Annotated in this window: 25 protein-coding genes; 4 read left to right on the top strand and 21 right to left on the bottom strand. The window is 42.4% G+C overall.

Annotated elements, in window-relative coordinates; translation table 11 throughout:
- Positions 1-4: 4 nt before the first annotated feature.
- The 11 genes from ccpA to N521_RS09825 all read right to left on the bottom strand — a co-directional run bounded on the left by ccpA (position 5) and on the right by N521_RS09825 (position 11,581).
- On the bottom strand, positions 5-1,006 hold the full coding sequence (ccpA, locus tag N521_RS09875; protein WP_008343056.1) for a catabolite control protein A: 1,002 nt from the start codon (positions 1,004-1,006) through the stop codon (positions 5-7).
- A 450-nt stretch (positions 1,007-1,456) separates the two neighbouring features.
- Positions 1,457-2,533: a bifunctional 3-deoxy-7-phosphoheptulonate synthase/chorismate mutase gene (locus N521_RS09870; RefSeq protein WP_017358315.1), complete on the bottom strand. Its 1,077-nt coding sequence runs from the start codon at positions 2,531-2,533 to the stop codon at positions 1,457-1,459.
- Positions 2,534-2,747: 214 nt separating this feature from the next.
- Positions 2,748-3,071 (bottom strand): bacillithiol system redox-active protein YtxJ, encoded by a 324-nt coding sequence (gene ytxJ, locus N521_RS09865; protein ID WP_008343051.1) that lies wholly within the window; start codon positions 3,069-3,071, stop codon positions 2,748-2,750.
- Between the two features lie 30 nt (positions 3,072-3,101).
- Positions 3,102-3,572, bottom strand: coding sequence for a YtxH domain-containing protein (locus tag N521_RS09860; protein WP_007501807.1), 471 nt, complete (start codon positions 3,570-3,572; stop codon positions 3,102-3,104).
- 29 nt (positions 3,573-3,601) lie between these two features.
- On the bottom strand, positions 3,602-4,018 hold the full coding sequence (locus tag N521_RS09855) for a DUF948 domain-containing protein (RefSeq protein ID WP_008343048.1): 417 nt from the start codon (positions 4,016-4,018) through the stop codon (positions 3,602-3,604).
- Between the two features lie 223 nt (positions 4,019-4,241).
- The gene (gene murC / locus N521_RS09850; protein WP_008343047.1) at positions 4,242-5,540 is read right to left on the bottom strand and encodes a UDP-N-acetylmuramate--L-alanine ligase; all 1,299 of its coding nucleotides are present in this window, start codon (positions 5,538-5,540) and stop codon (positions 4,242-4,244) included.
- Positions 5,541-5,842: 302 nt separating this feature from the next.
- Positions 5,843-8,596, bottom strand: a complete 2,754-nt coding sequence (locus tag N521_RS09845; protein WP_051632378.1) for a DNA translocase FtsK — start codon at positions 8,594-8,596, stop codon at positions 5,843-5,845.
- 196 nt (positions 8,597-8,792) lie between these two features.
- The gene (ytpR, locus tag N521_RS09840) at positions 8,793-9,398 is read right to left on the bottom strand and encodes a YtpR family tRNA-binding protein (protein WP_035391100.1); all 606 of its coding nucleotides are present in this window, start codon (positions 9,396-9,398) and stop codon (positions 8,793-8,795) included.
- A 19-nt stretch (positions 9,399-9,417) separates the two neighbouring features.
- Complete coding sequence (locus tag N521_RS09835) at positions 9,418-10,227, bottom strand: DUF1444 domain-containing protein (RefSeq protein ID WP_035391098.1); 810 nt, start codon at positions 10,225-10,227, stop codon at positions 9,418-9,420.
- Positions 10,228-10,245: 18 nt separating this feature from the next.
- On the bottom strand, positions 10,246-10,566 hold the full coding sequence (locus tag N521_RS09830; RefSeq protein WP_003217665.1) for a thioredoxin family protein: 321 nt from the start codon (positions 10,564-10,566) through the stop codon (positions 10,246-10,248).
- Entirely contained in the window at positions 10,553-11,581 is a 1,029-nt protein-coding gene (locus N521_RS09825; protein WP_019743715.1) for a PTS sugar transporter subunit IIC, read from the bottom strand. The genes N521_RS09830 and N521_RS09825 overlap by 14 nt, the downstream gene beginning before the upstream one ends.
- 200 nt (positions 11,582-11,781) lie before the next feature.
- Between N521_RS09825 and N521_RS09820 the strand changes: the two genes are divergently transcribed.
- Positions 11,782-12,228 (top strand): YtoQ family protein, encoded by a 447-nt coding sequence (locus tag N521_RS09820; RefSeq protein ID WP_007501817.1) that lies wholly within the window; start codon positions 11,782-11,784, stop codon positions 12,226-12,228.
- A 43-nt stretch (positions 12,229-12,271) separates the two neighbouring features.
- Here N521_RS09820 and N521_RS09815 read toward each other — a convergent pair whose 3' ends face one another.
- Positions 12,272-13,345, bottom strand: coding sequence for a M42 family metallopeptidase (locus N521_RS09815; protein WP_035391095.1), 1,074 nt, complete (start codon positions 13,343-13,345; stop codon positions 12,272-12,274).
- A gap of 199 nt (positions 13,346-13,544) precedes the next feature.
- Here N521_RS09815 and N521_RS09810 point away from each other — a divergent pair, with 199 nt between their 5' ends.
- Positions 13,545-13,859: a PepSY domain-containing protein gene (locus tag N521_RS09810; RefSeq protein ID WP_003217759.1), complete on the top strand. Its 315-nt coding sequence runs from the start codon at positions 13,545-13,547 to the stop codon at positions 13,857-13,859.
- Between the two features lie 40 nt (positions 13,860-13,899).
- Here the strand turns inward: N521_RS09810 and N521_RS09805 are convergent, their stop codons facing one another.
- The 3 genes from N521_RS09805 to trmB all read right to left on the bottom strand — a co-directional run bounded on the left by N521_RS09805 (position 13,900) and on the right by trmB (position 17,277).
- Complete coding sequence (locus N521_RS09805; protein WP_035391093.1) at positions 13,900-15,597, bottom strand: NAD-dependent malic enzyme; 1,698 nt, start codon at positions 15,595-15,597, stop codon at positions 13,900-13,902.
- 73 nt (positions 15,598-15,670) lie between these two features.
- On the bottom strand, positions 15,671-16,519 hold the full coding sequence (locus N521_RS09800; RefSeq protein ID WP_035391091.1) for a YtnP family quorum-quenching lactonase: 849 nt from the start codon (positions 16,517-16,519) through the stop codon (positions 15,671-15,673).
- A 116-nt stretch (positions 16,520-16,635) separates the two neighbouring features.
- Entirely contained in the window at positions 16,636-17,277 is a 642-nt protein-coding gene (trmB, locus tag N521_RS09795; protein WP_007501825.1) for a tRNA (guanosine(46)-N7)-methyltransferase TrmB, read from the bottom strand.
- A 189-nt stretch (positions 17,278-17,466) separates the two neighbouring features.
- Here trmB and N521_RS09790 point away from each other — a divergent pair, with 189 nt between their 5' ends.
- A complete protein-coding gene (locus N521_RS09790; protein WP_008343039.1) occupies positions 17,467-17,742 on the top strand; it encodes a YtzH-like family protein in 276 nt (91 codons plus the stop codon).
- Here N521_RS09790 and N521_RS09785 read toward each other — a convergent pair.
- The 4 genes from N521_RS09785 to thpR all read right to left on the bottom strand — a co-directional run bounded on the left by N521_RS09785 (position 17,739) and on the right by thpR (position 21,313).
- Positions 17,739-18,539: a phosphotransferase family protein gene (locus tag N521_RS09785; protein WP_181566814.1), complete on the bottom strand. Its 801-nt coding sequence runs from the start codon at positions 18,537-18,539 to the stop codon at positions 17,739-17,741. The genes N521_RS09790 and N521_RS09785 overlap by 4 nt on opposite strands.
- 284 nt (positions 18,540-18,823) lie before the next feature.
- Positions 18,824-19,753, bottom strand: coding sequence for a YegS/Rv2252/BmrU family lipid kinase (locus N521_RS09780; RefSeq protein WP_007501831.1), 930 nt, complete (start codon positions 19,751-19,753; stop codon positions 18,824-18,826).
- Between the two features lie 47 nt (positions 19,754-19,800).
- Positions 19,801-20,736 (bottom strand): hypothetical protein, encoded by a 936-nt coding sequence (locus N521_RS09775; protein ID WP_017367870.1) that lies wholly within the window; start codon positions 20,734-20,736, stop codon positions 19,801-19,803.
- Between the two features lie 25 nt (positions 20,737-20,761).
- The gene (thpR, locus tag N521_RS09770; RefSeq protein WP_035391234.1) at positions 20,762-21,313 is read right to left on the bottom strand and encodes an RNA 2',3'-cyclic phosphodiesterase; all 552 of its coding nucleotides are present in this window, start codon (positions 21,311-21,313) and stop codon (positions 20,762-20,764) included.
- Positions 21,314-21,406: 93 nt separating this feature from the next.
- Here thpR and cysK point away from each other — a divergent pair, with 93 nt between their 5' ends.
- Positions 21,407-22,336, top strand: coding sequence for a cysteine synthase A (cysK, locus tag N521_RS09765; protein ID WP_035391087.1), 930 nt, complete (start codon positions 21,407-21,409; stop codon positions 22,334-22,336).
- Positions 22,337-22,388: 52 nt separating this feature from the next.
- Here cysK and N521_RS09760 read toward each other — a convergent pair whose 3' ends face one another.
- Positions 22,389-23,006, bottom strand: a complete 618-nt coding sequence (locus N521_RS09760; RefSeq protein ID WP_035391085.1) for a Type 1 glutamine amidotransferase-like domain-containing protein — start codon at positions 23,004-23,006, stop codon at positions 22,389-22,391.
- Positions 23,007-23,033: 27 nt separating this feature from the next.
- Positions 23,034-24,434: a dipeptidase PepV gene (pepV, locus tag N521_RS09755; RefSeq protein WP_035391082.1), complete on the bottom strand. Its 1,401-nt coding sequence runs from the start codon at positions 24,432-24,434 to the stop codon at positions 23,034-23,036.

Below are 24,434 nucleotides of genomic sequence, written 5' to 3'. Positions count from 1 at the left end.
TTTTTTATTTCGTCGATTGTCTTTCTTCAATTCTATGTGGCAATTCAACAATTTGATCTTCTACTTGTTCTTTGTTCATGAGCTTTGTCAAAAGTCTCATCGCAACAGCGCCAATATCATAAGTAGGCTGAACAACTGTTGTCAATTGAGGGCGCACCATGAGGGATAGTCTTGTGTTATCAAAGCCAATCACTTCTAAATCTTCAGGAATTGATACGCCTCTGTCCTGCGCTCCATGAATGACACCTAGCGCCATTTCGTCAGTCGCTGCAATCACAGCCGTCGGCTTGTCAGATTGCTCAAGCAGATTAGCGAGCGCTTCAATACCAGAGTCATATGAGTAGTCTCCTTCAGCAACAAGCGCTTCGTCAAACGCGATACCAGCTTCTTCAAGCGCACGCTTATAACCAGCAAGCTTTCTCATAGAGTTAATTGGTTCTGACATTGGTCCAGATACAAACGCAATTCGTTTATGTCCTTTTTCAACTAATAGCTGAACTGAATCATAAATGGCTTGTTCATAGTTAATGTTGACTGATGGTGTTTGTGCCTGCTCTTCAACAGATGCTGCAAGTACAATTGGTACAGGAGAGCGCTTAAATTCTTCCACATGCACATCTGTAATGTTTCCGCCCATAAAAACGATTCCATCTACTTGTTTGCCAAGCATTGTGTTTAACAAATGAAGTTCTTTATCAGTATTTTGGTCTGAGTTGCTCAAAATAATGTTGTACTTGTACATCGTCGCAATATCTTCAATTCCTCGTGCAAGCTCTGAATAGAAGATACTTGAAATATCAGGGATGATGACCCCAACTGTTGTAGTCTTTTTACTTGCAAGGCCTCGTGCGACTGCGTTCGGACGGTAGCCGAGACGATCAATTGCTTCAAGCACCTTTTTTCTTGTTGTTGGTTTTACGTTTGGATTACCATTAACAACGCGTGATACCGTTGCCATACTTACGTTTGCTTCTCTTGCTACATCATATATTGTAACATTATTCACATAAATCACTCCTTCAAATACACTTCATATCTATAGCATTCACCAATTGGATAGAGACATGTCAGATACGAGGAAAATAATATCCTATTTGTCATTAAAACGATGAAAAGAGACACATAATTTTTCAATCTACATCAAAATGACCTTCTTTTATGAAATTATACACGTTTTTTCATCATATGAAAACGTTCCCTTTCTTTTTATAACTAAATTAAACAAACTTTAATGAGCTTGTTACCTGTAAATTGAATCATATTTCACCAAAAGTCGTCGTGAACGTCAGCTATGACAATGATCTTAGCAGATTCTATCAAATTTTAAAAATGAAAACATTGTGAACAAGCGTGTTTTAAGCTTGCAATGTGTTTTCTTCCTTTCATTGCCAGTCTTATCGTATTTTTTCATGAAAAAAACCGCCGGGCTGTCATCCGGCGGCTTTTCTATTTATGATTATGCGTGAATGTTGACAAGTGGTCTTAACGCATCTAACCATTTTTCGAATTGTGGAATGTCCATTTGCTGCGCTGAATCAGATAGGGCAACAGATGGATCTGGATGTACTTCTGCCATCACACCGTCTGCTCCGATCGCAAGAGCTGCTTTAGCCGTTGGAAGAAGTAGATCTCTACGTCCTGTTGAGTGTGTCACGTCAACAAAGACTGGTAAATGTGTCTCTTGTTTCAAGATTGGCACAGCCGAGATATCTAGTGTATTTCTTGTGGCTGTTTCGTATGTGCGGATGCCTCGCTCGCAAAGGATGATTTGGTCATTTCCTTGTGCGATGATGTATTCAGCTGCATTGATGAATTCTGAAATCGTTGCTGCTAGACCGCGTTTTAAAAGAACTGGTTTGTTCACAGAACCGGCTTCTTTTAATAGCTCGAAGTTTTGCATGTTACGTGCTCCAATTTGGATGACATCGATATGCTCAATCGCTTCTTCAATATGAGCAGGGTTCACGATTTCACTAATAACAGCAAGACCGTATTCATCTGCTACACGTTTTAGAATTTTTAGACCGTCTACGCCAAGTCCTTGAAAGTCGTATGGACTTGTGCGAGGCTTAAATGCGCCGCCACGAAGAAGTTTTAGTCCCTGCTGTTTCGCTGCTGCCGCTACTTCTGCAACTTGCTCGTAGCTTTCAACGGCACATGGTCCAACGATGAAACGTTGTTTTCCGTCACCGATCGCTTCTCCATTGATATTTACAATTGTATTTTCAGGTTTTTTCTTACGAGAAACAAGAAGTGCTTTGCTGTGGTCATCTTCTTGAAGCTCTAAACCTGCTTTGAAAATTTCTTTGAAAATATGTTGAATCGTTGAATTTTCAAATGGGCCATCATTTTCTTCAAGAATTTGATTTAGCATTGTGCGCTCTCTGACAGGGTCATAACGGTTGACACCTTGCGCTTCTTTTGCCTTTCCAATTTCTTTTACAATGTTTCCTCTTTCATTGATCAGTTTTAAGATTTGAAGATTTAGTTCATCTGCTTGCTGTCTCAATTGTTCCAATTCATTGTTGCTCATTTTTGTCATCCTTTCCTCTGCCCGCTCTCGCTTTTTATTTTTGATCTCTTATAATAGGGTTTATTATAAACAAAGATTTCGGAATTGTCACGAAAAAATTCTTTATTACCCAAACGCTTTTAAGCGATAAAGTATTATGTGTAAGATTATAGCATACTTTTGATGCAAGTAAACCTTTTTTATAAAAAAAACGTCAGCAATCGCTGACGTTTTTCTACATGTTATGTTCAAGCGCTTCTTTTGTAATGCTTGAGTGAGAAGCATGCCACTTTACTTTGCCACCGCTAAAGATGAGTGCCTGCGGGCTTTCATGCTTGATCCCTGACTTTTCAGTCACATAGGATGAAAGCTCTCTTGTGTTTTGAATTTGCAAGAAATAAGCAGGAACATCCTCATGTTCTGACGTAAACGCTTCAAACTCTTGAAAAGCAGCTTGGCTGATTGGACATGTCAAACTGTGCTTAAAAAAGACAAAGGTTCCGTCTTGATTTGTTAGTTGATCAAACTGTTCTTCTGTTTCTATGAGTTGTTTAGACATGATGTGCTCCTTCCTAACTTAAGCAGCGAGTTAGCCTTTCGTAGATTGTTCTACTTTTTCTTTGACATCTTTGATGCCGTCTTCAATGTCTGCTTTTGCTTCTTGTGCTCTTACTTTTGCTTCATCTGCTACATCTGAAGCTTCATTTGCAATATTTGCTGCAGCATCTTCTGCTTCGCTTTTTACTTGTTTAGCTTTTCCAGCTGTACGATCTTTTATGTCTTTTACTTTGTCTAAAATCTGGTTTGACTGCTCTGCTACGAGCTGAGACAATTCAGATGTTTTGTCTTTCGCAATCGTCACATATTCAGTGCCTTTTTCCTTTGCATCTGTTGTAAGACGATCTGTTTTTTCTTTTAGGGCATTCGCTTGGGTGTTCAAATCATCGCGAAGCTCTTTCCCTGACTTTGGTGCTAAAAATAATGCCGTTGTTGCACCGATAATGCCACCGATAAGTGTTCCGATCAAAAAGTCTTTGCTATTGATTCCGTCTTTGCTCATGATTATTCCTCCTATGCGAAAATGGTTGATTATTGTTGTTTACGCTGTTTCCATTTTTTATAGATTTCAAGTGCTGCGTTACTCCAGCTTACCACATCCGTGACTTTCTCCTGATTTCGTTCAACGGATGAAGTAACCGCACCAGCTGCCTGCTTTATGCTTGTATTAAATTGGTTGATCGAGCCGCCAATTCCCTGCACCGCATCCACAACTGTGTTAAGTTTTGCCGATTTGTCTTGAATATCTTCAGCAAGCTGATTGGTCTTATGTAGCAACTGTGCTGTCTCTGTGGTGATGCCTTGCATCTGTCCTTCAAGACCTTCTAAAGTTGATGCAACATTCTTTAATGTCAGCTGTAAGGATTTCAATGTTTTGGACAAGTAGATGACAAGAATGAGGAAAGCAATTGCGATGAGTGCAACGCTTAAATAGAGAATAATAATCATCTGATACCTCCTTTGCTGCGGGCATATTCAATTCAATACCCTCTCGTTGTATCATTCAAACATCGCCTAGAATGACCGATTGAATAATAATTCTACACTTATTCGCCAATTCCTGTCCACAGCGAACGAAAAAAAGCGGCACATCTTGTCACATTTAGCCCCTTTGTCACATTTTATTCAAAATAAAAAAGTGCCGATTGAATCGGCACTTTTTGACAGGCAATTATACTGCGACTTTCTCATAAGCACGAAGATACTTTTGAATATCTCCTGCCCCCATAAAGACCAAGATCGCATTTTCATGTGCTTTTAGCACAGATGTCTCTTCTTCTTCAATCAATTGGGCTTGCGGAATTTTTTCCCGCAAATCTTCAATGCTTAGTTTCCCAATGTTTTCACGAGCTGAACCGAAAATATCACAGAGGTATACATAGTCTGCTTTTTTCAGACTGTCCGCAAATTCACTTAAAAATTGCTGTGTACGAGTGAAAGTGTGCGGCTGGAAGACTGCTACAATATCACGGTCTGGATACTTCTGGCGAGCTGCTTCGATCGTGACTTCAATTTCAGTCGGATGGTGCGCATAATCGTCAATTAAGACTTGTTCACCGACTACTTTTTCATTAAAGCGTCGTTTCACACCGCCAAATGTCGTTAAAGCACCTTTGATGAGCTCTACATCAATGGCCTCATAGTGGCATAATGCAATGACCGCTAATGAGTTAAGGACATTGTGGTTTCCGTAAGCAGGAATGTAGAAGGTATCATAAAACGTATTACGTACAAATACATCAAATGTGGTGCCTTCTGTGTTTTTCACAACATTTCGTGCTTGGAAATCATTTTCTTCATTGAATCCGTAGTACACAACAGGTACTTTTGCTTGGATCTTGAGAAGATGCTCGTCATCACCGCAAGCGATGATGGCTTTTTTCACTTGAAGTGCCATGTTTTGAAACGCATCAAACACGTCATCAATATCCGTGAAATAATCAGGGTGATCAAAATCAATATTGGTCATGATCGCATAATCTGGATGGTAGCTGAGGAAATGTCTGCGGTATTCGCACGCTTCAAATACAAAATACTCGCTGTTTTCTTTCCCCATTCCAGATCCATCACCGATTAAGTAGGAAGTTGGTTTTGCCGCTTGCATCACATGTGCAAGTAGACCTGTTGTCGATGTTTTACCATGGGCACCAGTAATTGCAACGTTTGTGAATGAATCCATGTATTCTCCAAGAAATTTATGATAACGAATGACAGGAATCCCTTCAGAAAGAGCACGCTCAATCTCAGGGTGTGTATCTGGGAATGCATTTCCTGCAATCACCGTCATCCCTGGCTGAATATTATCTGGGTCAAATGGAAGAATTTTAATATTTCGTTCTTCTAATGCTTTTTGTGTAAAGATATGTTTTTCGATATCCGATCCTTGGACAGTATACCCAGTATCATGAAGAATTTGGGCCAGTGGACTCATACCTGTCCCTTTTATTCCAACAAAATGATAAACAGTCATAATTGTACCTCCAACAAACGTCTATCTGACTTACAGTATATGACGCTCATTTCAATTTGCAACTTGTGATTTTTGTCTCTAGCTGATCACAAATCGCAGCTCCAAATAAAGATTTTTTTCCGATCTTCCTATTCTAATCAATATTAACTATGATTAGTATCCGACAACTTTCCCATTTCTAACACCTGCTTTCGCTCATTTTCATTAAAAAGCGTTCAGACAGGCATGCGAAAAGCGTCCAATTCAAAAATTGCACCTATGTGCTATCATACCATGTTTATCAAAAAAATGAAGTGGTTTGTTTAGATCAATTGTTCTAAGTCACTCAGTGTCATGAGGACCTCTCTTGGCTTACTGCCTTTTGCACCAGAGATCATCCCTTCACGTTCCATCATATCAATCAATCTTGCTGCTCGATTGTAGCCAATTCTAAATCTTCTTTGCAAACTGGATGTACTTGCACTATTTTGCTCGATGGCGAACCTGCATGCGTCCATAAACAATTCATCTTCGTCTGTAATGGCAGAGCCTTGGAGCATCAATTCTTCCTGTTCAAAAAGGAACACAGGTTTGCGCTGTTTTCTCACATGCGCTACCACTTCATCAATCTCTCGATCTGATACAAAGTTCCCTTGTAGTCTTGTCGGTTTGCCAGAGCCATTTTCTAAGAACAGCATGTCTCCTTTTCCGAGAAGCTTTTCAGCACCTGCCATATCAATGATCGTTCTTGAATCCACTTGGCTTGAAACAGAGAAAGCAATTCTTGTTGGGATGTTTGCTTTAATGAGGCCTGTAATGACATCAACAGAAGGTCTTTGCGTCGCAATGAGTAAGTGAATCCCGCATGCTCTTGCTTTTTGGGCAATTCGGCAAATGCTTTCTTCGACTTCATTTGGTGCGACCATCATTAAATCAGCCAGCTCATCAATGACAACGACGAGATATGGCAGTTTTTCACCCATTTGTTTTTCTTTCACCAGTTCGTTAAATCGTTTGATTTCTCTCACACCAGAGTGTGCAAACAGTTCATAGCGTCTTTCCATTTCATCTACTACCCATTTCAGGGCAGCTGTGGCTGTCTTGGCATCAGTAATAACCGGGCTCACAAGATGCGGAATGTGATTATACGGCGCGAGTTCGACCATTTTAGGGTCGATTAACAGCATTTTCACTTCATCAGGTGAGGCTTTAAACATCAGGCTCACGAGAATGGTATTAATACAGACACTTTTCCCTGAACCTGTTGCTCCGGCAATTAAGCCGTGCGGCATTTTTTGTAAATCAACCACAACGGGCTGACCGGAAATATCCAATCCGAGCGCCGCCGTTAATGGAGATGGATTGTCTCTGAAGGCACTGCTTCTGATCATTTCTCTTAAGAAAACCATTTTACTGTGAAGGTTCGGCACTTCGATTCCAATCGTGTTCTTCCCAGGAATCGGTGCTTCGATCCGAATATCTTTTGCAGACAAACTGAGTTTGATATCATCTGACAGGTTTGTAATTTTGTTCACTTTCACGCCTGGTTCAGGATGCACTTCAAATCTTGTAACAGAAGGACCTTGCGTCACATGAACAACACTTGCTCTGACATTGAAATTTTTCAGTGTGGCATTGAGCAGTTCTGCCCGTTCTTTCACCCATGTTCCGTCCTCTTCTTTTTGTGCTGGCGGAACGTCTAGAAGAGCTAAACTCGGAAATACATATCCTTGTGCATCTGCCGTTTTCTTCTGTCCTTGCACGCGCTGATCACTTTTTAACATCATGACGTTAAAAGGAACGGTGGAGGTTTGACCGCTTGAGCGCTTTGGCTGTGGAGAAGACGGTTTTGGTTCTTCACGTTTTATTTCAGGCGTTTCTTCAGGTGTTTCCTCAAGCTCTTCTGCCATATCCCCGGCGATCTCTGCTTGTCCAGAGTCAGCAAATTCATCTGATGCTTCTTCAACTGGCATGACTTCATCATCTGTTAATTTTTCTTCCGGCAGGGAATCATCATCTTGCGAATCTTGTATGATCACCGGTTCTTCTTGTTCAAATGCTACCGCTGACACGTCTACTTGACTTTCTTCTATCCGTGCAGCCTCTGCTCTTTCCTCCATAGCCTCTATGTTCTTCTCTTCCAGCATCGCAGTTTCTTCTACTGGGCTTTCTATCTCCATGTCGAGTGCTGGTGATGGGCTTTCAGCTGTTTCAAATGTAAAGCTCTCTTTTTTCTGAGCATCATCTTCAAGCGGAATCATCGGCTCTTCTTGTTCAATGGTGACTGTCTGTTCTTGCTCCATCTCTAGAGGCTCGTTAGATGCTTCAGCTTGCTCCATATGTAAGAATGCTTCCCGATCGTCTTTGGTCTGTGACAAAGCTTGATCTTGATCCTCTGTCTCACTGAAAGGCTCGTCATATAAACGTTCCATCGTTGATTGAACGTGATCTTGATAAGCGAGTTCCTCTTGCAAAGTAAGCGGCGTCGTGACAGGTTGCTTCTCTACTTGTTCTTCTGTTTGGGCTGACATCATGTCTTCCATACGTTGTTCTTTTCGTATAGACGGGATGTTCATTTGCTGTCTTACATTCCGTTCACGCTCTGCTTCTTCTGATAACAGTGTGACACGCTGTGACGTTTCTTCTGCCGATTTCATTTTGACAGAAGATGTGTCTTCTTTGGCTGCTGCATGTTTTGGACGCATATCCTGATGGTAGCCATAGATGGGTGAAGGGATTTGCTCTGGTTTAAAAGGCTTTTTATTGAGATCAGGCTGCACCGTTTGTTTTGGCTGATAGGTCGTCTGCTTGGCCTTTGGCTGACTTGGCCGCGTGCGCCTTCTTTCTTGTTGCTTTGCTGCCTCACGTGCAGGTTCATCTGGAACGAGAGGAAAGCGGAAATTGCCTTTTGGATATTCATAATACACTTTCGTATCTTCAACTTTTTTATATTCTTTATGCTGTTCAACAGCTGGCTGCTTTGGTGCAATCGGACCTGTTTCAGGCCTCTCAGCTTTTTCTTCTTTTTTTTCTTCTCCTAAAAATACACTAAAAAATTTATCTAACCAACTCATCATTTATCACTCACTTTAACTCCCCTTACGTTTTCTTGGGCGATTTTTAGTATACCATTGCTTTTTCATGCAGAAAAGCGAGAAAAGTGCTACGCTTTGCTGTTCATGCTGTCTGTAGATGAAAAAAAGTCACTAAGTACGTACTTAGTGACTTTTGGTATAACACATTCTTCGCTCATTTGTACCCGTTTATGGGAGGTTACGCTTCAAATGGTTCGCCAGCTTGGCGACTTCCTTCTAGAACAAGGATTCCTTTTTCAGCAGGCGCATTCGGAAGATCTAATTCTTTTGCAGAACAAATCATTCCGCTTGAAGGAACACCTCTTAGTTCAGCATCTTTGATCACCAAACCGCTCGGCATCACAGCACCGACCTTTGCAACCACAACATATTGACCTTGATCAACGTTTGGTGCACCGCACACGATTTGTAAGGTTTCACCGCCAACATCTACTTGGCAAATGTTCAGTTTATCTGCATTCGGATGTTTTTCTTTTTCCTTCACATAGCCGACCACAAACTTAGGTGATAGATCAACTGTTAATGTTTCACTGACACCGTTGCGGTTCAAAATTTCATTGATATCTTGAACAAGCGTTTCAGAAAGCGGTACAGATCCGTTTTCTTCAATTTTCATGTAAGTAGATGCATTGAAAATATTAAAACCTGTTGTTTCTTTTGTGTCTTGATTGAAGATTCTTACGACATCTCCAAACGTTTCATGACCTACTTCTTCTCTTGTTACATCTTTCAATGAAATAAGGAGTGTGTCGCCGACACCTTCTGCATTATAAAAAACGTTCATTCTTCAAAATTCCCTTCTACTACTGTTTTGGTCTGCTTTTTGCAAGAATAAAGATCGGTTCAAGCTTGCCTTCGTCATATAAAAATGACAAGGCCGTAATCGGAACCGTGCCGCTGGCGAAGAAGCTCATCGACATTTGCCCTAAAATATCATAGCCTGATTCATTGCGTACATCTGCAATGATGAACACATCTTGATGGGGAACGGAAATAGCCATTTGCCCCTCTACTTTTTGCGCGTATTCTTGTAAAATCGATTCATTTAAAATTCTGCTTGCATCGTACCCGTCATTTGCACGGAAGAAATAAAAACGGTTGCCCGCCACTTCATCCATTTTCACGACAGTCTTTAGTGAACGGACGTTAAAACTTGCGGTTTCTCTGATTCGTTCTTTTGTCCAGTTCTCCTTTTGCAGCATCTTCTCGTCAATTAATCTGTAGGTGCTTCCAAGGTCAAGTGCATAGTAGATTCTTGTCTCTGCTGTATGCTCATCAAAAACGAGCGGAATCTCATCACTCGATGTTTCTGGAAAGGACGTTGAACGAATGACCGGATAAATGTGCTTCTCTTTACCTGAGATGTGCTGCGCTTCACCTTTCATAGCACTGAGCGCTTCTTTCACATAATAAACGATCTCATCCAGTGTTTCATCAGGCTTTACTTCCCACTTTGCAATAATCGGCGGGAGCTCAAGCGTGATGCCCTTTCCTGTATGTTTATCTTCCACACGAAGCGTATCTTTTTCCCTGTCAAACTGGTGGGTCCAGCTGTCGTTCGTCAGACGGCTTTTCAATTGATTGGCAAGCTGTCTTGATGTCATTTTCGCCATGATAAGACTCTCCTTTCGTTATTTAGAAAGAGAATCTGTTAAAAATGCTTCAATCTCTTCCTTTGTCTTACGATCTTTGCTGACAAAACGGTTGATCTCTTGTCCGTTTTTAAAGACTAAAAAGCTTGGAATTCCGTAAATTTCCCACTCTGCACAAGTGTCGATGAACTGATCTCTATCCACATAGAAGTATTCAAATTCTGGATAGTTTGCTTCAAGCTCTGGCAAAAACGGCTCAATAAATGTGCAGTCCGGGCACCAGTCAGCTGAAAATAGTAATACTGTTAAGTCTTCTTGAATCACTTTTTGTAATTCTTCGTTTGATTCAATTTTTTTCATGTTTGATTCCTCCAGTTTGTATACTTAAATCTCCGAATTGTATATAGCCTTTCTTTCTCATCCATTCTGATACTACCAAACTAATCACTGCCGGGCCAACGATATGCAAGAGAGCAATAGCGAGGAAAACGGAAGGATGAAATCCCATGACTGTGAGAGTCATGAGCTGGCCGACAAGTCCGCTCGTTCCCATACCCGCTCCTGCCGCATTATTGACCATCCCAAAGCCAATGATACCAATTGGCGCAAGAATCAGTCCTGCAATCGTCGGCGGAATGAGAATGAGTGGATTTTTCACAATGTTCGGCAGCTGTAGTTTTGATGTTCCAATGCCTACCGCAGCAAGACCGCCAAAACGATTTTCTCTAAATCCTGCAGCAGCAAAGCCGACCATCTGCGCACAGCAGCCAATCGTTGCCGCACCAGCAGCAAGACCGCTTAAATCAAGCATCAGCGCAAGCGCAGCGCTTGAAATCGGTGAGCTAAGAGCAAGTCCAACAATGGTTGCAACCAGCATGCCCATGATGAGTGGACTTTGATCAGTCCCCCATACGATCAGCCTGCCGAGCCCTGTCATCACCGCCTGAATCCCAGGGCCGATGAAAGCAGCGGTGAGAAAACCTGTGATAATGGTCACAAGCGGCGTTAAAATAATATCAATTCTTGTCTCACCACTGATCAGTTTGCCTAATTCCACACCAATGAGAGCAGCCACGAAGCTTCCAGCAGGTCCCCCAAGCTCTGCTCCAGCGGCACCTGAAACAACACTTGCGAAAATAATTAAAGGAGAAGCGTTTAAGCGATAAGCAACCGCTACGCCAATTGCTGGTCCCATCAGCCCCATAGCGAGCGTTCCCATTTCCACGATGAGAGGAAATGATAACAGGCCGCCTGCTGTTTTTAAAATCAGCCCTACCACTAATGTAGCAAATAGACCTAAAGCCATATAAGAGAGTGCATCAATAAAATACACCTTTGGCGAAAGGGAAATACCCTTTCTTTTTAAATAAGTCATCAACGTCGTCTTCCTGCTTTCTCATAGGAAAGACGAAGAGGCCTGTCCTTCCCATTATATGTAGTCTTCTTACGATGAAAAATAGTTTCTACCATGAATATCATAATCATATTTTTTTTGCTTTATCAAGCACTTCTTGTGTAACATGAAAAGAAACAGGGCAAACCTTTACTAAGTTTGTGCACAAGGAGGAGATTGTTATGCAATTAACGGTTTATTTAGCTGGAGAAATTCATAGCCAGTGGCGCGATGAAATTAAGGAAAAAAGCCAGTCGTTGAAACTACCAGTAACGTTTGTTGGTCCAATGGAGAATCATGACCGATCAGATAACATCGGAGAAGATATTTTAGGCGGGCAGCCAAATGCCATCTTGAAAGACGATGCGGCTTCTGATTTGAACAATTTCCGCACCGAACTATTATTAAATAAGGCAGACGTTGTCATCGCCCGCTTTGGTGAGAAATATAAACAGTGGAACACGGCAATGGATGCTTCTTCTGCCATCGCCAAAGGGAAACCCCTTATTTTGATTCGTCCTAAAGAATTACATCATCCCCTAAAGGAATTATCAAACAAAGCAAATATCACTGTCGAAACAGTGAATCAAGCGATTAAGGCGTTGTCATACGTGTTTGAACAGGAATAAGAAAAAGGCTGTGCTCTTAATGAGGCAGCCTTTTTCTTATCGTTTACACTTGTTGATAAATCGAATCCACCGTGCTTTGATCACAATTTTTCACAAGACGAACAATTAATTCTTTTGCCGCTGCATAATCATCCACATGCAAGACAGAGTGACTTGTATGAATGTAACGCGCACATACACCAATAACAGCAGACGGTACACCTTGATTTGAGATATGAACACGTCCAGCATCCGTACCGCCTGGCGATACGAAATATTGATATGGAATATTGTTTGTTTCGGCTGTATCGAGGACAAATTCTCTCATGCCTCGGTGCGTAATCATCGTGCGATCATAAATACGAAGAAGTGCACCTTTTCCAAGCTGGCCAAATTGTGATTTGTCTCCCGTCACATCATTTGCAGGACTCGCATCTAGAGCAAAGAACAGATCCGGTTTAATCATATTCGCAGCTACCTCAGCCCCTCTGAGCCCTACTTCCTCTTGGACGGTTGCGCCTGAATATAGCTGACATGAAAGAGCTTCGTCTTTTAATTCTTTCAATAATTCAATGGCAAGTCCGCACCCATAGCGGTTATCCCAAGCTTTGGCTAAAATCTTTTTCGGATTGGCCATTGGGGTAAAGACCGTTGCAGGAACGATTTGCTGCCCTGGGCGAACGCCAAGCTCTTTCGCTTCTTCTTCACTGTCTGCACCAATATCAATCAGCATATCTGACGGTTTTACTGGTTTGCTTTTTTGTTCTGGTGTCAGAAGGTGAGGAGGTGTGCTCGATACAACGCCCGGAATTGGCCCGTGATCCGTATGAACATCCACACGCTGCGCAAGCATCACTTGACTCCACCAGCCGCCAAGTGTTTGAAAACGAATCATTCCGTTTTTCGTAATGGATGACACCATAAAGCCGACTTCATCCATATGACCAGCCACCATAATCTTCGGCGCGTTCTCTGGGCCTTTGCGGACACCAAACACCCCGCCAAGACGATCCTGTATGAGTTCATCGGAATATTTCTCAAGTTCCTTTTTCATAAAAGCACGCACATGGTGCTCATTACCTGGAGTCCCTTGTAATTCTGTTAAATTTCGGAAAAGCGACATTGTTTCTTCGTTCATTTGACAGTTACCCTCATTTCTATGTAATGACCATATAAATTCCTATAAAAATAACACTCACTTTATACTATAAGAATTCTTTCGGTTTTCCAAGTATCTCTCCAGAAATTTTGAATATGCTTTCAAGTATTCGGATTTCTTAACATCGCTGGACAAGTTTTGTATAATGGAAAAAACAGCAATACGGAGGTGCAGCACGTTGAAGTTAAAACATGTTCTGATTGGTGCGAGTATTGGCGTAGCCGCTGCAATTGTTGCAAAGAAAGTCTTTTTCCCGACGTATATCTCGTCTGAAAAAGCGTTAAAAATTGTGAAATCTGCTTTTAAACAGCGCGGCCCGATTGATGGCTCTTGGATTTATACTGTACCAGAACCGTATACCGTAAATGGTGAAACGATTGATGTGTACAAATCTGGCATTACACGCTCCGCCTTTGGCGAGCTGGAACAGTATGAAGTCATGATTGATGCAAAAACAGGCATGATCGTTGATGTCATTGATTCTGTTGCTTAATAAGAAAGCTTCGCAAAGACAAGTCCTTGCGAAGCTTTTTTTAGATGGCTTTGATTTTTTTGTATACAGGGTGCCACATGGCGTCTTGCACAGCCTGAATGAGATCATCAGGGGTTTCTTCCGCAATTCCTTCGTCAATCGCTGCTTGTGCCACACGGACAGCCACTGTCGCTGAAACTGTTCTGAGCTGATCAACACTTGGAAGCATCGCAGCACCCGGTTTTCCGACATTGACCATGCTCGCAATCGCTTCAGCACTCGCAACAAACATGCTGTCTGTCATGAGGCGGGCTTTACACACAATCGTTCCAAGACCAAGCCCTGGAAACACAAGAGCATTATTTGCCTGCCCAATTTCATATGTCACACCGCCATATTCAACGGGGTCAAACGGGCTTCCCGTTGTGACAAGCGCACGTCCTTCTGTCCATTCAATGAGATCTTCCGGCTTTGCCTCTGAAAGAGGTGTCGGGTTTGACATCGGTAAAATCGCTGGCCGCTCTACATGTGACGCCATTTCTTTCACTATTTCCTCTGTAAATGCCCCACCTACAGTTGAGGTACCAATTAAGATCGTAGGTTTCGCCTGCTTCACGACCTCTAACAAATCAATTGAATGCTTTGGACCATTACGTGCATAATCCTTCACTTCATCAGAACGTCTTGCATACGGCTTTTGGAATGGCTGAATGTCGGGTGAATCATCTGTGAGCAATCCCGTTTTATCAATACACCAGAAATGATCATATGATTCCTCTTCTTTGACACCATCTCGCACGATGGCATCACGAATTTGCTCGGCTATACCAATCCCTGCTGTACCTGCTCCAAAGATCACGATTCGGTGATCTTTCAGTGGAACCTTCGATGCTTTTGCACAAGCCAGAACGGCAGCAAGTGAAACGGCTCCAGTTCCTTGAATATCATCATTAAACGTACAAATACGGTCCTTATATTTTTCCAAAATGGCGCGCGCATTTTTTGTACCGAAGTCTTCCCAGTGAAGAAGTGCATTTGGAAAAGTCGCACGGGCAAGCTCAACATATTGATCAATAAACTGATCATAGCGCTCTCCTCGAACGCGGGAGTGCTGATTTCCCACATAAAGCGGATCATTTAAAAGGCTTTCCTGGTTGGTCCCAGCATCAAGCACCACTGCCAGCACACGGCTAGGATCAATACCTGCTGCAGCTGTATAAACAGCCAGCTTCCCGACTGAAATGGCGATTCCGCCAACACCCCAGTCACCGATGCCTAAAATTCCTTCTGCATCTGTTGCGACAATGAGATCAATTGATTCATCCACTCCGTAAGATGCAAAAATTTCTTCCATTCCTTCTAGATCATCAATGGATAAATAAATTCCTCTTGGCTTTCTATACTCGTGGCTGTAACGCTGAATCGCTGTTCCTACGGTCGGTGTGTAAACAATCGGCAGCATTTCTGCCAAATGCTCATTTAATAATTTATAAAAGAGCACTTCATTTCTGTCATGAAGCGCAGTTAAATAGACATTTTTCCCAAGTGCGTCTGGCTGTGCTTTGAACTGTTCATATGCACGCTTTGCTTGATCTTCTAGTGTTAACACCTTCGGCGGCAGAAATCCTTTTAACCCAAGCTCTTCCCGCTCTTCCTTTGTAAATGCGACTCCTTTGTTTAAATAAGGGACAGACATGACTTCGATCCCTCTTAACGGTGTCTCGATGACATCACCATGTACACGATAAAATTGATTCACCTGCACTCTTCCTTTCACAAGTTCATTTTGTCGTTATTTTGTGTGAAAGGCGAAAAAACATACAGATGATCTTTTATCTTCCGGTTTCTCTTTTGACCTCATGGGTCATTGCCCCGTCTTCATCCCACTTTACAGCACGGTAGATGGCATCATGATAAAACAAGTACCATGCATTGTTTTCTTCGGCAAATGCCTGCCATTTTTGCTTCGCTGGGATCGAGGTCATTGGATAATCATCGTATGCCAAGACCCAAAGCGGGTTTTTATGAGCGTGTGTCGGCATGATATCCGCTAAATGAATAGCTGTTTCTCCCTGACTTGTGAGCGTTAAGATGCTATGCCCATTGCTATGTCCACCTGTATGATGCAGGCGAATGCCTTCTGTTACTTCGATGCTATCTTCAAATGTCATGACTTGATCGGCAACAGGCTCCCAGTTTTCTTTCCAATATGTATTTCTTGAGCGGATGTTCGGTGCTCTCATTTCGTCCCATTCAATTTTGGACGTGATGATTTTGGCCTGCTGAAAAACAGACACGAGCTCATCGCCTTCACGTTTTGTCAGCCCGCTTGCATGATCAAAATGCAAATGAGTCATTAAGACGTAATCTATATCAGATGGGCGCAAACCGAGAGCCGCAAGTGATTCTTCTATTTTCGTTTCCTCTGTGACGCCATAATTGCGTTTTTGTTTCTCTGTCAGCTTCCCTGATCCGATGCCGGAATCTACTAACAGATGAAGACCGTTCCACCGTATGAGCATTGGATCACACCGTAATTCAATTTGATTTCGATCATTCACAGGGTATTTTTTTGACCATAATGGCTTTGGCACCACGCCAAACATGGCACCGCCATCCATGTGTGTATCTCCCCCATTTAACCAGAACAGTTCCATTTCACCTATTTTCATTGTCTCCATTGCTGTCATCCCTCCTTTTTCTATCGTAGCAAATACAAAGGAAAATCGCATGTGCTAATCTTTTTATCAAAAAAAGCTGACCGCAATCGTTCGTTGCAGCCAGCTTTGTTCGCTTGTTATTCAGGGAATTTCACTTCTGATCGATAGATCGGTTGTCCCATGGAAGAGAATTTCTCTTCATATTCTGTCATGACATTTCCTTCGAGGCCATCCTCATGTAAATCAAGGCTCACATACGTTAAAAGGAGTCCGTAAGACGAAAAGCTTTTCAAGGAATATTCAAATAGTCCGCGGTTATCGGTTTTGAAATGTAATTCACCGCCTGGACGGAGGATCTGTTCATATCGCTTTAAAAAGGCTTTAAACGTCAACCTACGTTTTTCATGCCTTGATTTTGGCCACGGATCAGAGAAGTTTAAATACACCCGGTCAATCTCATTTTCCGCAAAGACATCTGTCAGTGTCTCTGCGTTGATGTTCAGAAGCTTTACGTTTTCTACATCTGTTTCTTTGATTTTATCGACTGCCGTCACAATGACACTTTTAAATAATTCAATGCCGATATAGTTTATCTCAGGATGAAGCTTGCCCATTCCGGCAATAAAGCTCCCTTTTCCTGTACCGACTTCGATATGGATTGGATGATCATTTTCAAACAGCTCATGCCATTTCCCTTTGTATTGTTCAGGGTTGGCTAAAGCAATATGAGCATTTTCAGCTAAATAATCATCCGCCCACGGTTTATGTCGCATTCTCAATTTGATACACCTCTATTTTCTTTACATTTTATCAAGATACCATGAAACATAAAGAGCCGCAAGACAGCATCTTATCCGCACATATGAAAAAGACCAGCTGCTATTTGGGCTGGTCTGCTTCATGTATAAAATCAAAGCTAAATGCACAGTTTAACCACATAAATGACACGCCTTGAAAGGAGCATACGTATGGGATTAAACCGCCAACATCAGCTTCAATTAATCAAAGATATTTTAACTGATCACCAGCTGGATTGCTGCGGGACTGTTGCAGAATATGAACAGGTGGGACGCGTGATTCAATTAATGCTGGCAAAAGAAGATTTGGATGCTGACGTTCGTCAGCTACTAACAGATATTTATAATTACAGCCAAAAAGGCACTTCTGTCAGTTCAATTGATGCACATATCGAAGCGCATCAATCTCATCTATCTAACTGGGTCGAGAACATTCCATTGTCTTAATGGATGTTTAACCGTTTTAAGAGTGCATGTAGCTCGGCTTGCACTTCTTTTTGCGCCTTTTCATTTCCTTTTCTTTTATGCCAAACGACAAACGAGACGGTTTCAGCCAGCACATACCATGCCATGCGTTTTCGCAAGTTGTCGGTCAGCGGAGCACCATACATAGAGAGCCAGCTTTCCCAGTTCTCTTCTTCAACATAATGGTATAAGAGCGGTCCAAGATCAATCGCTGGATCCGCAATCATTGCCCCGTCCCAATCAATTAAATAGAGCTGGTTTTCATCTGTCAGCAGCCAATTATTATGGTTGAGGTCACAATGGCATACGACCTTATCCTCGAAATGAACTCCCTCCACATGTTTCTCTAAATACTGGATGGCGCGCGTGATATCATGTGAGTCAATCTGCTCTTTTAAGATCGATGCCTTGAGATGCATCAAGATCGATGCCGGGTCAAGCGAGTGCTTTTCTAATCGTTTCAGCATATCGAGCAGCTCTTTTGATGTATGAATTTTTCTTAGCTGCTCCGCTACAGGACGGTCATTCATGTCCTTTGGCTTAAGCTCTCTGCCGCTCAGCCAGTGCTGCGCAGTAATGACATCCCCATTTTCCATTCGTTTTGTCCAGACAAGCTTCGGCACAATGCCTTCAGCTGACAAAACCGCAAGAAACGGTGACGTATTGCGTTTTAAAAATAGCTTTTGGTCATTGTGTGTTGCGAAGTACGCATCTCCCGTAGCGCCTCCAGCAGGAGAGATGTGCCATTCGCTACCTAATATTTGTCCCAACCAGTTCATATCAATTTTCAACCCATCATTTCTTAAAATATTTTAAATCATGCTTTTTTAGTCGACAAAATTCAGCCGATTGAGATCAATTGGCTGTTTATTTTTTATTTATATGATCATAAAAACAAAAAGGACAGCTATTGAGAATGAGATGCTAAACAATAGCCGTCCTTTAGATTTTATCGCTACCTTCTTATACTCGTCAAGCAAAACTAGAAAAACAGGACAAGAACCTTATGAAAAGGGAAGTCTTTTTTCATGTTTCTTTTGCTCGTGCGCACACTGGCTACTTCTTAGCCACGTAATTTTAACGATCGCTCACTAGCCTTAACAAACACTGGAGTGGCGCCAATCACTTCTCCATCGGCATGAAATAAGATTTTTTCATCTGCCTCCAAGTAGGCTTCTTCATGCTGAAAAAGGGTGACTCCCTCCATTACAAGGTGCTTTTTAAAAACCATTGCACTTAAAAATAAGAGGACTTTCAATGGATTCAAATCAGTGACAACGATTGTTTGAAATCCTGATTGCCTCGCACTCGCTTCCGGCGCTGCTTCCAGCCCGCCCCCATAATAAGGGTGATTACATACGATCACAAACCACACTTGGCGAAATACTTTTCTCTCATTTTCAATAAAAAGAGCAAGATCAAACGGTTTGAATGACCATAACGAATGTAGAAAAGACAGCGGGTAGATGATAAACCCGAGTTTGAGTCGGTTGAGCCACTTTTTCCCTCTAAAATGTACCGTTCTCTTCAAGACATGTGCATCAAAACCAACACCAATATGATTGAGAAAAAGAACAGATTGCGGACTTTCTGCATGATCTTGAAAGGAACCGAGAGAAAATGTTTTCGTCAGCATCCTCTTTTGTTTTCTCACTTCTTTGATCACATCATGACGCTGGATGCCCAGCCCCTTCGCAGCATCATTCCAATGACCTGCTGGGACAAAGCTTAGCTGCACATGATCAATTTCTTTCAAACCATTCAGTACTTCATGAAATGTACCGTCACCACCAATGACGATCAACCGTTTCAATCTGTCGTCTTGCATAGCGCTAATCTGTCTCGCCAAAACTTCGGCATGTCCTTCATGCTGGGTAAGAAACGATCTGTAGGAGATCTCTACCTTTTGTAATTCTTTCTCTATGCTTCTCCAAGTGCGGAGTCCTTTTCCTTGTCCTGCTGCTGGATTGACGATAAAGTACCATTCATTCATATATTAGCTCCACTCAGGTCTCATTTTTTGGTGACCTTGATATGCCTTTAATCGAGCCATTCCTGCCTTCTCTTGCTGTCTGATTCACCATAAGCGAGCAATGCCTTTGTCGCTTTGAATTGCTGGTGCTTTGTCGGCGCGGTGTTTTTCCGCTGCTTGTCAAACCAATCCTCCGCTTTCTTCTTATCGACAACCTCCATCCCGAATGGAACTTCGGGCAAATCAATATACGAGGTGCGGCTGATGAGGATTTTTTTCACAGGAAGCTCTACACCACTTTGCTGTAAAATTTTTGACACAACAGTTCCAGAGCGCAGAAGGCTTGCGCAAGGGTTCAAGACGGATTGAACAGCTTTTCCAGTCGCCCGCTTTTCCCAAAAACGTTCCTTCGATCCAATATATACGCTGTCTGGCTCTGCCTCTAAGAATGATAAACAGATGACTTCAAGCGGCGTAATGAGCACTGGACACAATTCCATCTCAGCTTTTTGAATGAGCAGCACCGGCTTGTACATCACAAAATAAGAATCTGGCAGCTGCCTTGCAAGCATCCGCAGCTTTTCATCATATCGAATGTGATGGGAGACAGTTGAAATATGAGAGATCGTCGAGCTGGCCCATTTTAATTGAACATCGTAAAGATGATCTTTAAAAAAGTGAATCAGCTTCGTTTCATCGGTAGGAACGTTTGTAAAAACACCTTGTTCTATATCTGTTGGCTCGTTAAAAAGACTCAGGTCCCGTTCCTTTTTCATATCGGCTTCTTTTTGCTTTCTTTTTAAGGAGAATTTCTTTCTCTTTTCTTCCTCTTGCTCAGGTGCTTGCTCAGTGGCTTGGTCAGCCTGCTTTTGCACCTGCTCTTTGGAAGCCTTTTTTAACTCGTCCCATCTTTGTTTTTTCAACCGAATAAACTGATTGATGTAATGATGCGGGTCTTGTTCATATCGTGATATATAATCTTGGATTTTAATAATTTGCGCCATCTGCTGCTCACTCCAACCTCTAGAATCATTTATGTAGTGTAAATTGTTTGATCGCGTGATAACGTGGGGTTTCTTTTAGACGAATTTCAAATAAAGCGATACTAGAAACCTCCATCGAATATGGTTCTTTCCGTAAGGGCGCTTGTTCTATATAGGACTGTTCTCTATTCCATTTGCGCGCAATCGTCATATGTGGATGAAAGGGTCTCTTTTCGACAGGATGACCTGCTGTCAAAACGGCTGCTTTCACCTTTTCTCTTAGATCCATCAAAGGCTTACTTTCACTAGGCTTTGCAAAAAAGACTCTCGGCCGCTCCTTTTGGCCAAATACCCCTATCTCATTCAGCTTCAGCGGGAAAACAGACACCTCATGAGACAGCTGTTCAAGCAGCTCAGATATCTTATTTAAACGGTCCTCTGGAATCGCGCCTAAAAACACAAGGGTGACATGATAATCAATGGGTGCTGTCCATTTTTGGAAGGAAAGTCCGCTCCTCTTGTCTATATCCGCTTTCAATTGATACGCGAGTTGTTCAGGGATTGGAATCCCGATAAAATAATGACGGCTTTCGGCCATATTTTCACCTGTCCTTTTTAACAAACTTTACGAATCCCCATTGATGATAGTATAACTAAAGTAATGCGGAATGAGAAGAAAGGGTGTCACATGATGAAGGTTGCACAAAATATAGCTGAATTAATAGGTCATACACCACTTGTAAAATTACAGCGCCTTCAGCCAAAACATGGCGCTGCTGTTTATTTAAAACTGGAATCATTTAATCCTAGCGGAAGTGTAAAAGATCGGGCTGCTTACAATATGATCCTTGAGGCAGAAAAACAAGGAAAGCTCACAAAAGGGGCAACGATTATTGAACCAACGAGCGGGAATACAGGAATTGGCTTAGCGATGAACGCTGCTGCAAGAGGCTACAAAGCCATTCTGGTCATGCCTGATACGATGACCCAAGAAAGAATCAATATTTTAAAGGCATACGGCGCACAGGTCGTCTTAACCCCGGGGGAGGAAAAAATGCCAGGCTGTATTCGCAAGGCAGAAGAATTAGCTGCTCAAATTCCTAATAGCTTTATTCCCATGCAATTTGACAACGGTGCGAACCCTGATGCTCATAGAGGGACAACGGCTGTAGAAATTATGGATGCAGTGCAACAGATTGGGCAACCGCTTGCCGCTTTTGTCGCCACTGCTGGAACGGGCGGAACCATTACAGGCACTGGAGAGGAACTCAAAAAAGCATTCCCGGAATTGACGATACATGTGGCAGAGCCAAAGGGGTCTCCTGTTTTATCAGGCGGGAAACCTGGCAAACATAAGCTTGTTGGCACAAGTCCAGGATTTATCCCACAAATTTTAAATGAACAGGTGTATGATGAGATTGTGCAAGTGAGTGATGAAGATGCTTACGACATCACACGAAAGCTCGCCCGTCTTGAAGGTATTTTAGTCGGTCCATCATCTGGCGCGGCATGCTATGCAGCGATTGAAGCAGCCCAGCAAATGCCAAAGGATCACATTGTCATTTGTATGACAGCAGACACGGGTGAACGTTATTTATCAAGTGATGTGTTTCAAGATTAAAAAAGGAACAGGGCATATGCTCCTGTTCCTTTTTCTTCGTCATATGAACAACTCAGACCGTCTTGACCTCAGTCTGTTCGCCTGTCACAAGCAAAACTTGTTCATCAGTGAGCGGGCATAAAGAGAGCGTATTTTGATCTTTCTCTATGATATGCTGTGCGGCTTCACCTAAATAAGGATTGTTTATATGCGGTACCGGATAGCTGCTAATCTCATTGAATCCTTCAAAGGAGGATAACTCTAGTGCTTTCTCCTGATCATCCATCAGTGAGATGTATTCAATGCTTGGCGCCATGATAATACTCCCTGCAGATTCTCCGATATACAGCTTGCCTTTGCCGATCTCTTCTTTCAATACACGATCGAGCCCGTGCTTTCTTAATTCTTGCAGCAAATAAAAGGTATTGCCGCCAGATACATACATGATATCATTCTTCCTAATGATCTGTGTGATCTCCTGAACCGTTTGCCCGGTCAGCTGAACAGTCTCTACACGCATTTCTAATTGATGAAAGGCTTCTTTTGCTGCATCGACATAGTGCGTGACTTCTTCCACTTCACTGGCTACCGGAATGAATGTCACACTTTTTCCTTTTAAGGTGTCGCCTGCAAAGTCAGACAAGAGAGAATAGCTGTCTTTGAATGAAGAGCATAAGAACATTTTTTTCACGGTGAATCCCCTCTTCTCTTTCCTTTTTTATTTCGCCAATTCATACATGGCTTGTGCATATAGCGCAGTTGCTCTAAGTAAATCATCGATTTCGATATATTCATCCTTTTGATGTGCACAATCAGGTCTTCCTGGGAATAGAGGGCCAAAGGCAACGCCTGCTTCTAATGACCTTGCATACGTTCCTCCCCCAATCGCAATAAGATGGGCAGGATCTCCTGTTTGTTCTTCGTAGACACGCTGTAATGTTTTCACAAGTGGATGGTCTTTTGAGACATGATGAGGGGGACTGTCATCAAATTTCTCAATCGTTGCCCCTTTTATTCGTTCAATCCCTTTTTTGACTTCCTCACCGTCCGCTGTTACGGGATAGCGGACATTCAGTCCAAGCTTCGCTTCTTCGTTTTGCGAATAGCGGATTGTACCAACATTCAAGGTCAAGTCACCACTAATATCATCTTTACAAGCGATGCCGAGTTTTTGTCCTCTTGTGTCTTGATCAAATAAGGCATTAATTTGTGATGTAAAAGCGAGCCCTCTTTCATCTAATTCATGCGCACATAAGAAATTCGCCATATGAATGCCCGCATTTGTGCCATTCGCCGGCTCCATTGCATGAACTGATACACCTTTTAATGTGAATGTCAGTCCATCTGCTGTATGGTTTGTCTCACCGGTTAACTGATTTTCCGCAAGATAGGCTGCAAAAGCCGTTTTTAAGGCTTCAGCATCGTGATCATTTGCTGCTGCCACAATCGCGCGAGCCTCATCTGGGACCATATTGAGACGCATGCCTGATGTGAATTGCTTGAGGATGTAACGTTTGTTTTCTTCTGATTGTTCGTATGTAAAGGATACGATGGCATCTATGATCCCTTTTTCAGCATGAATAATTGGAAAATCAGCATCTGGCGCAAAGCCGATTTGTGGCATCGCCTCATGCTTGAAATAGTGATCGACGCAGCGCCAATCGCTTTCTTCATCTGTGCCAATGATGATTCGAATCTTTTTCGACAGCGGCAGACCGGCATCTTTTAACATTTTCAATGCGTAAAACGCCGCCATGGTCGGCCCTTTATCATCAATGGCTCCTCTTGCAAAGATTTTATTTTCTCTTATGTCCGCTGAAAATGGCGGGGTTGTCCAGTCGTCTCCCGCAGGCACGACATCCACATGACATAGCACACCGACGATATCTTCGCCTTCTCCATATTCAATATGACCAGCATAACCATCAACATTTTTCACTTTGAAGCCCTCGTCCTGCCCTTTTTTGAGCATATACTGAAGAGCCTCATCCACTTTTTCACCGAACGGTTTTCCTTCTGTGCCGCCTTCTTCATCCAAGACACTTTCAATTTGTAAAAAAGATTGTGTATCCTGAATCAAACTGTCTTTTTTTCGTATGACTTCTGCTTCCCAATTCAT

Source organism: Bacillus sp. UNC125MFCrub1.1 (assembly GCF_000701305.1).
GTDB lineage: Bacteria > Bacillota > Bacilli > Bacillales > Bacillaceae > Bacillus > Bacillus altitudinis.
The sequence above is the reverse complement of the archived record's forward strand: the minus strand, read 5'-3'. Positions and strand labels throughout refer to the sequence as shown.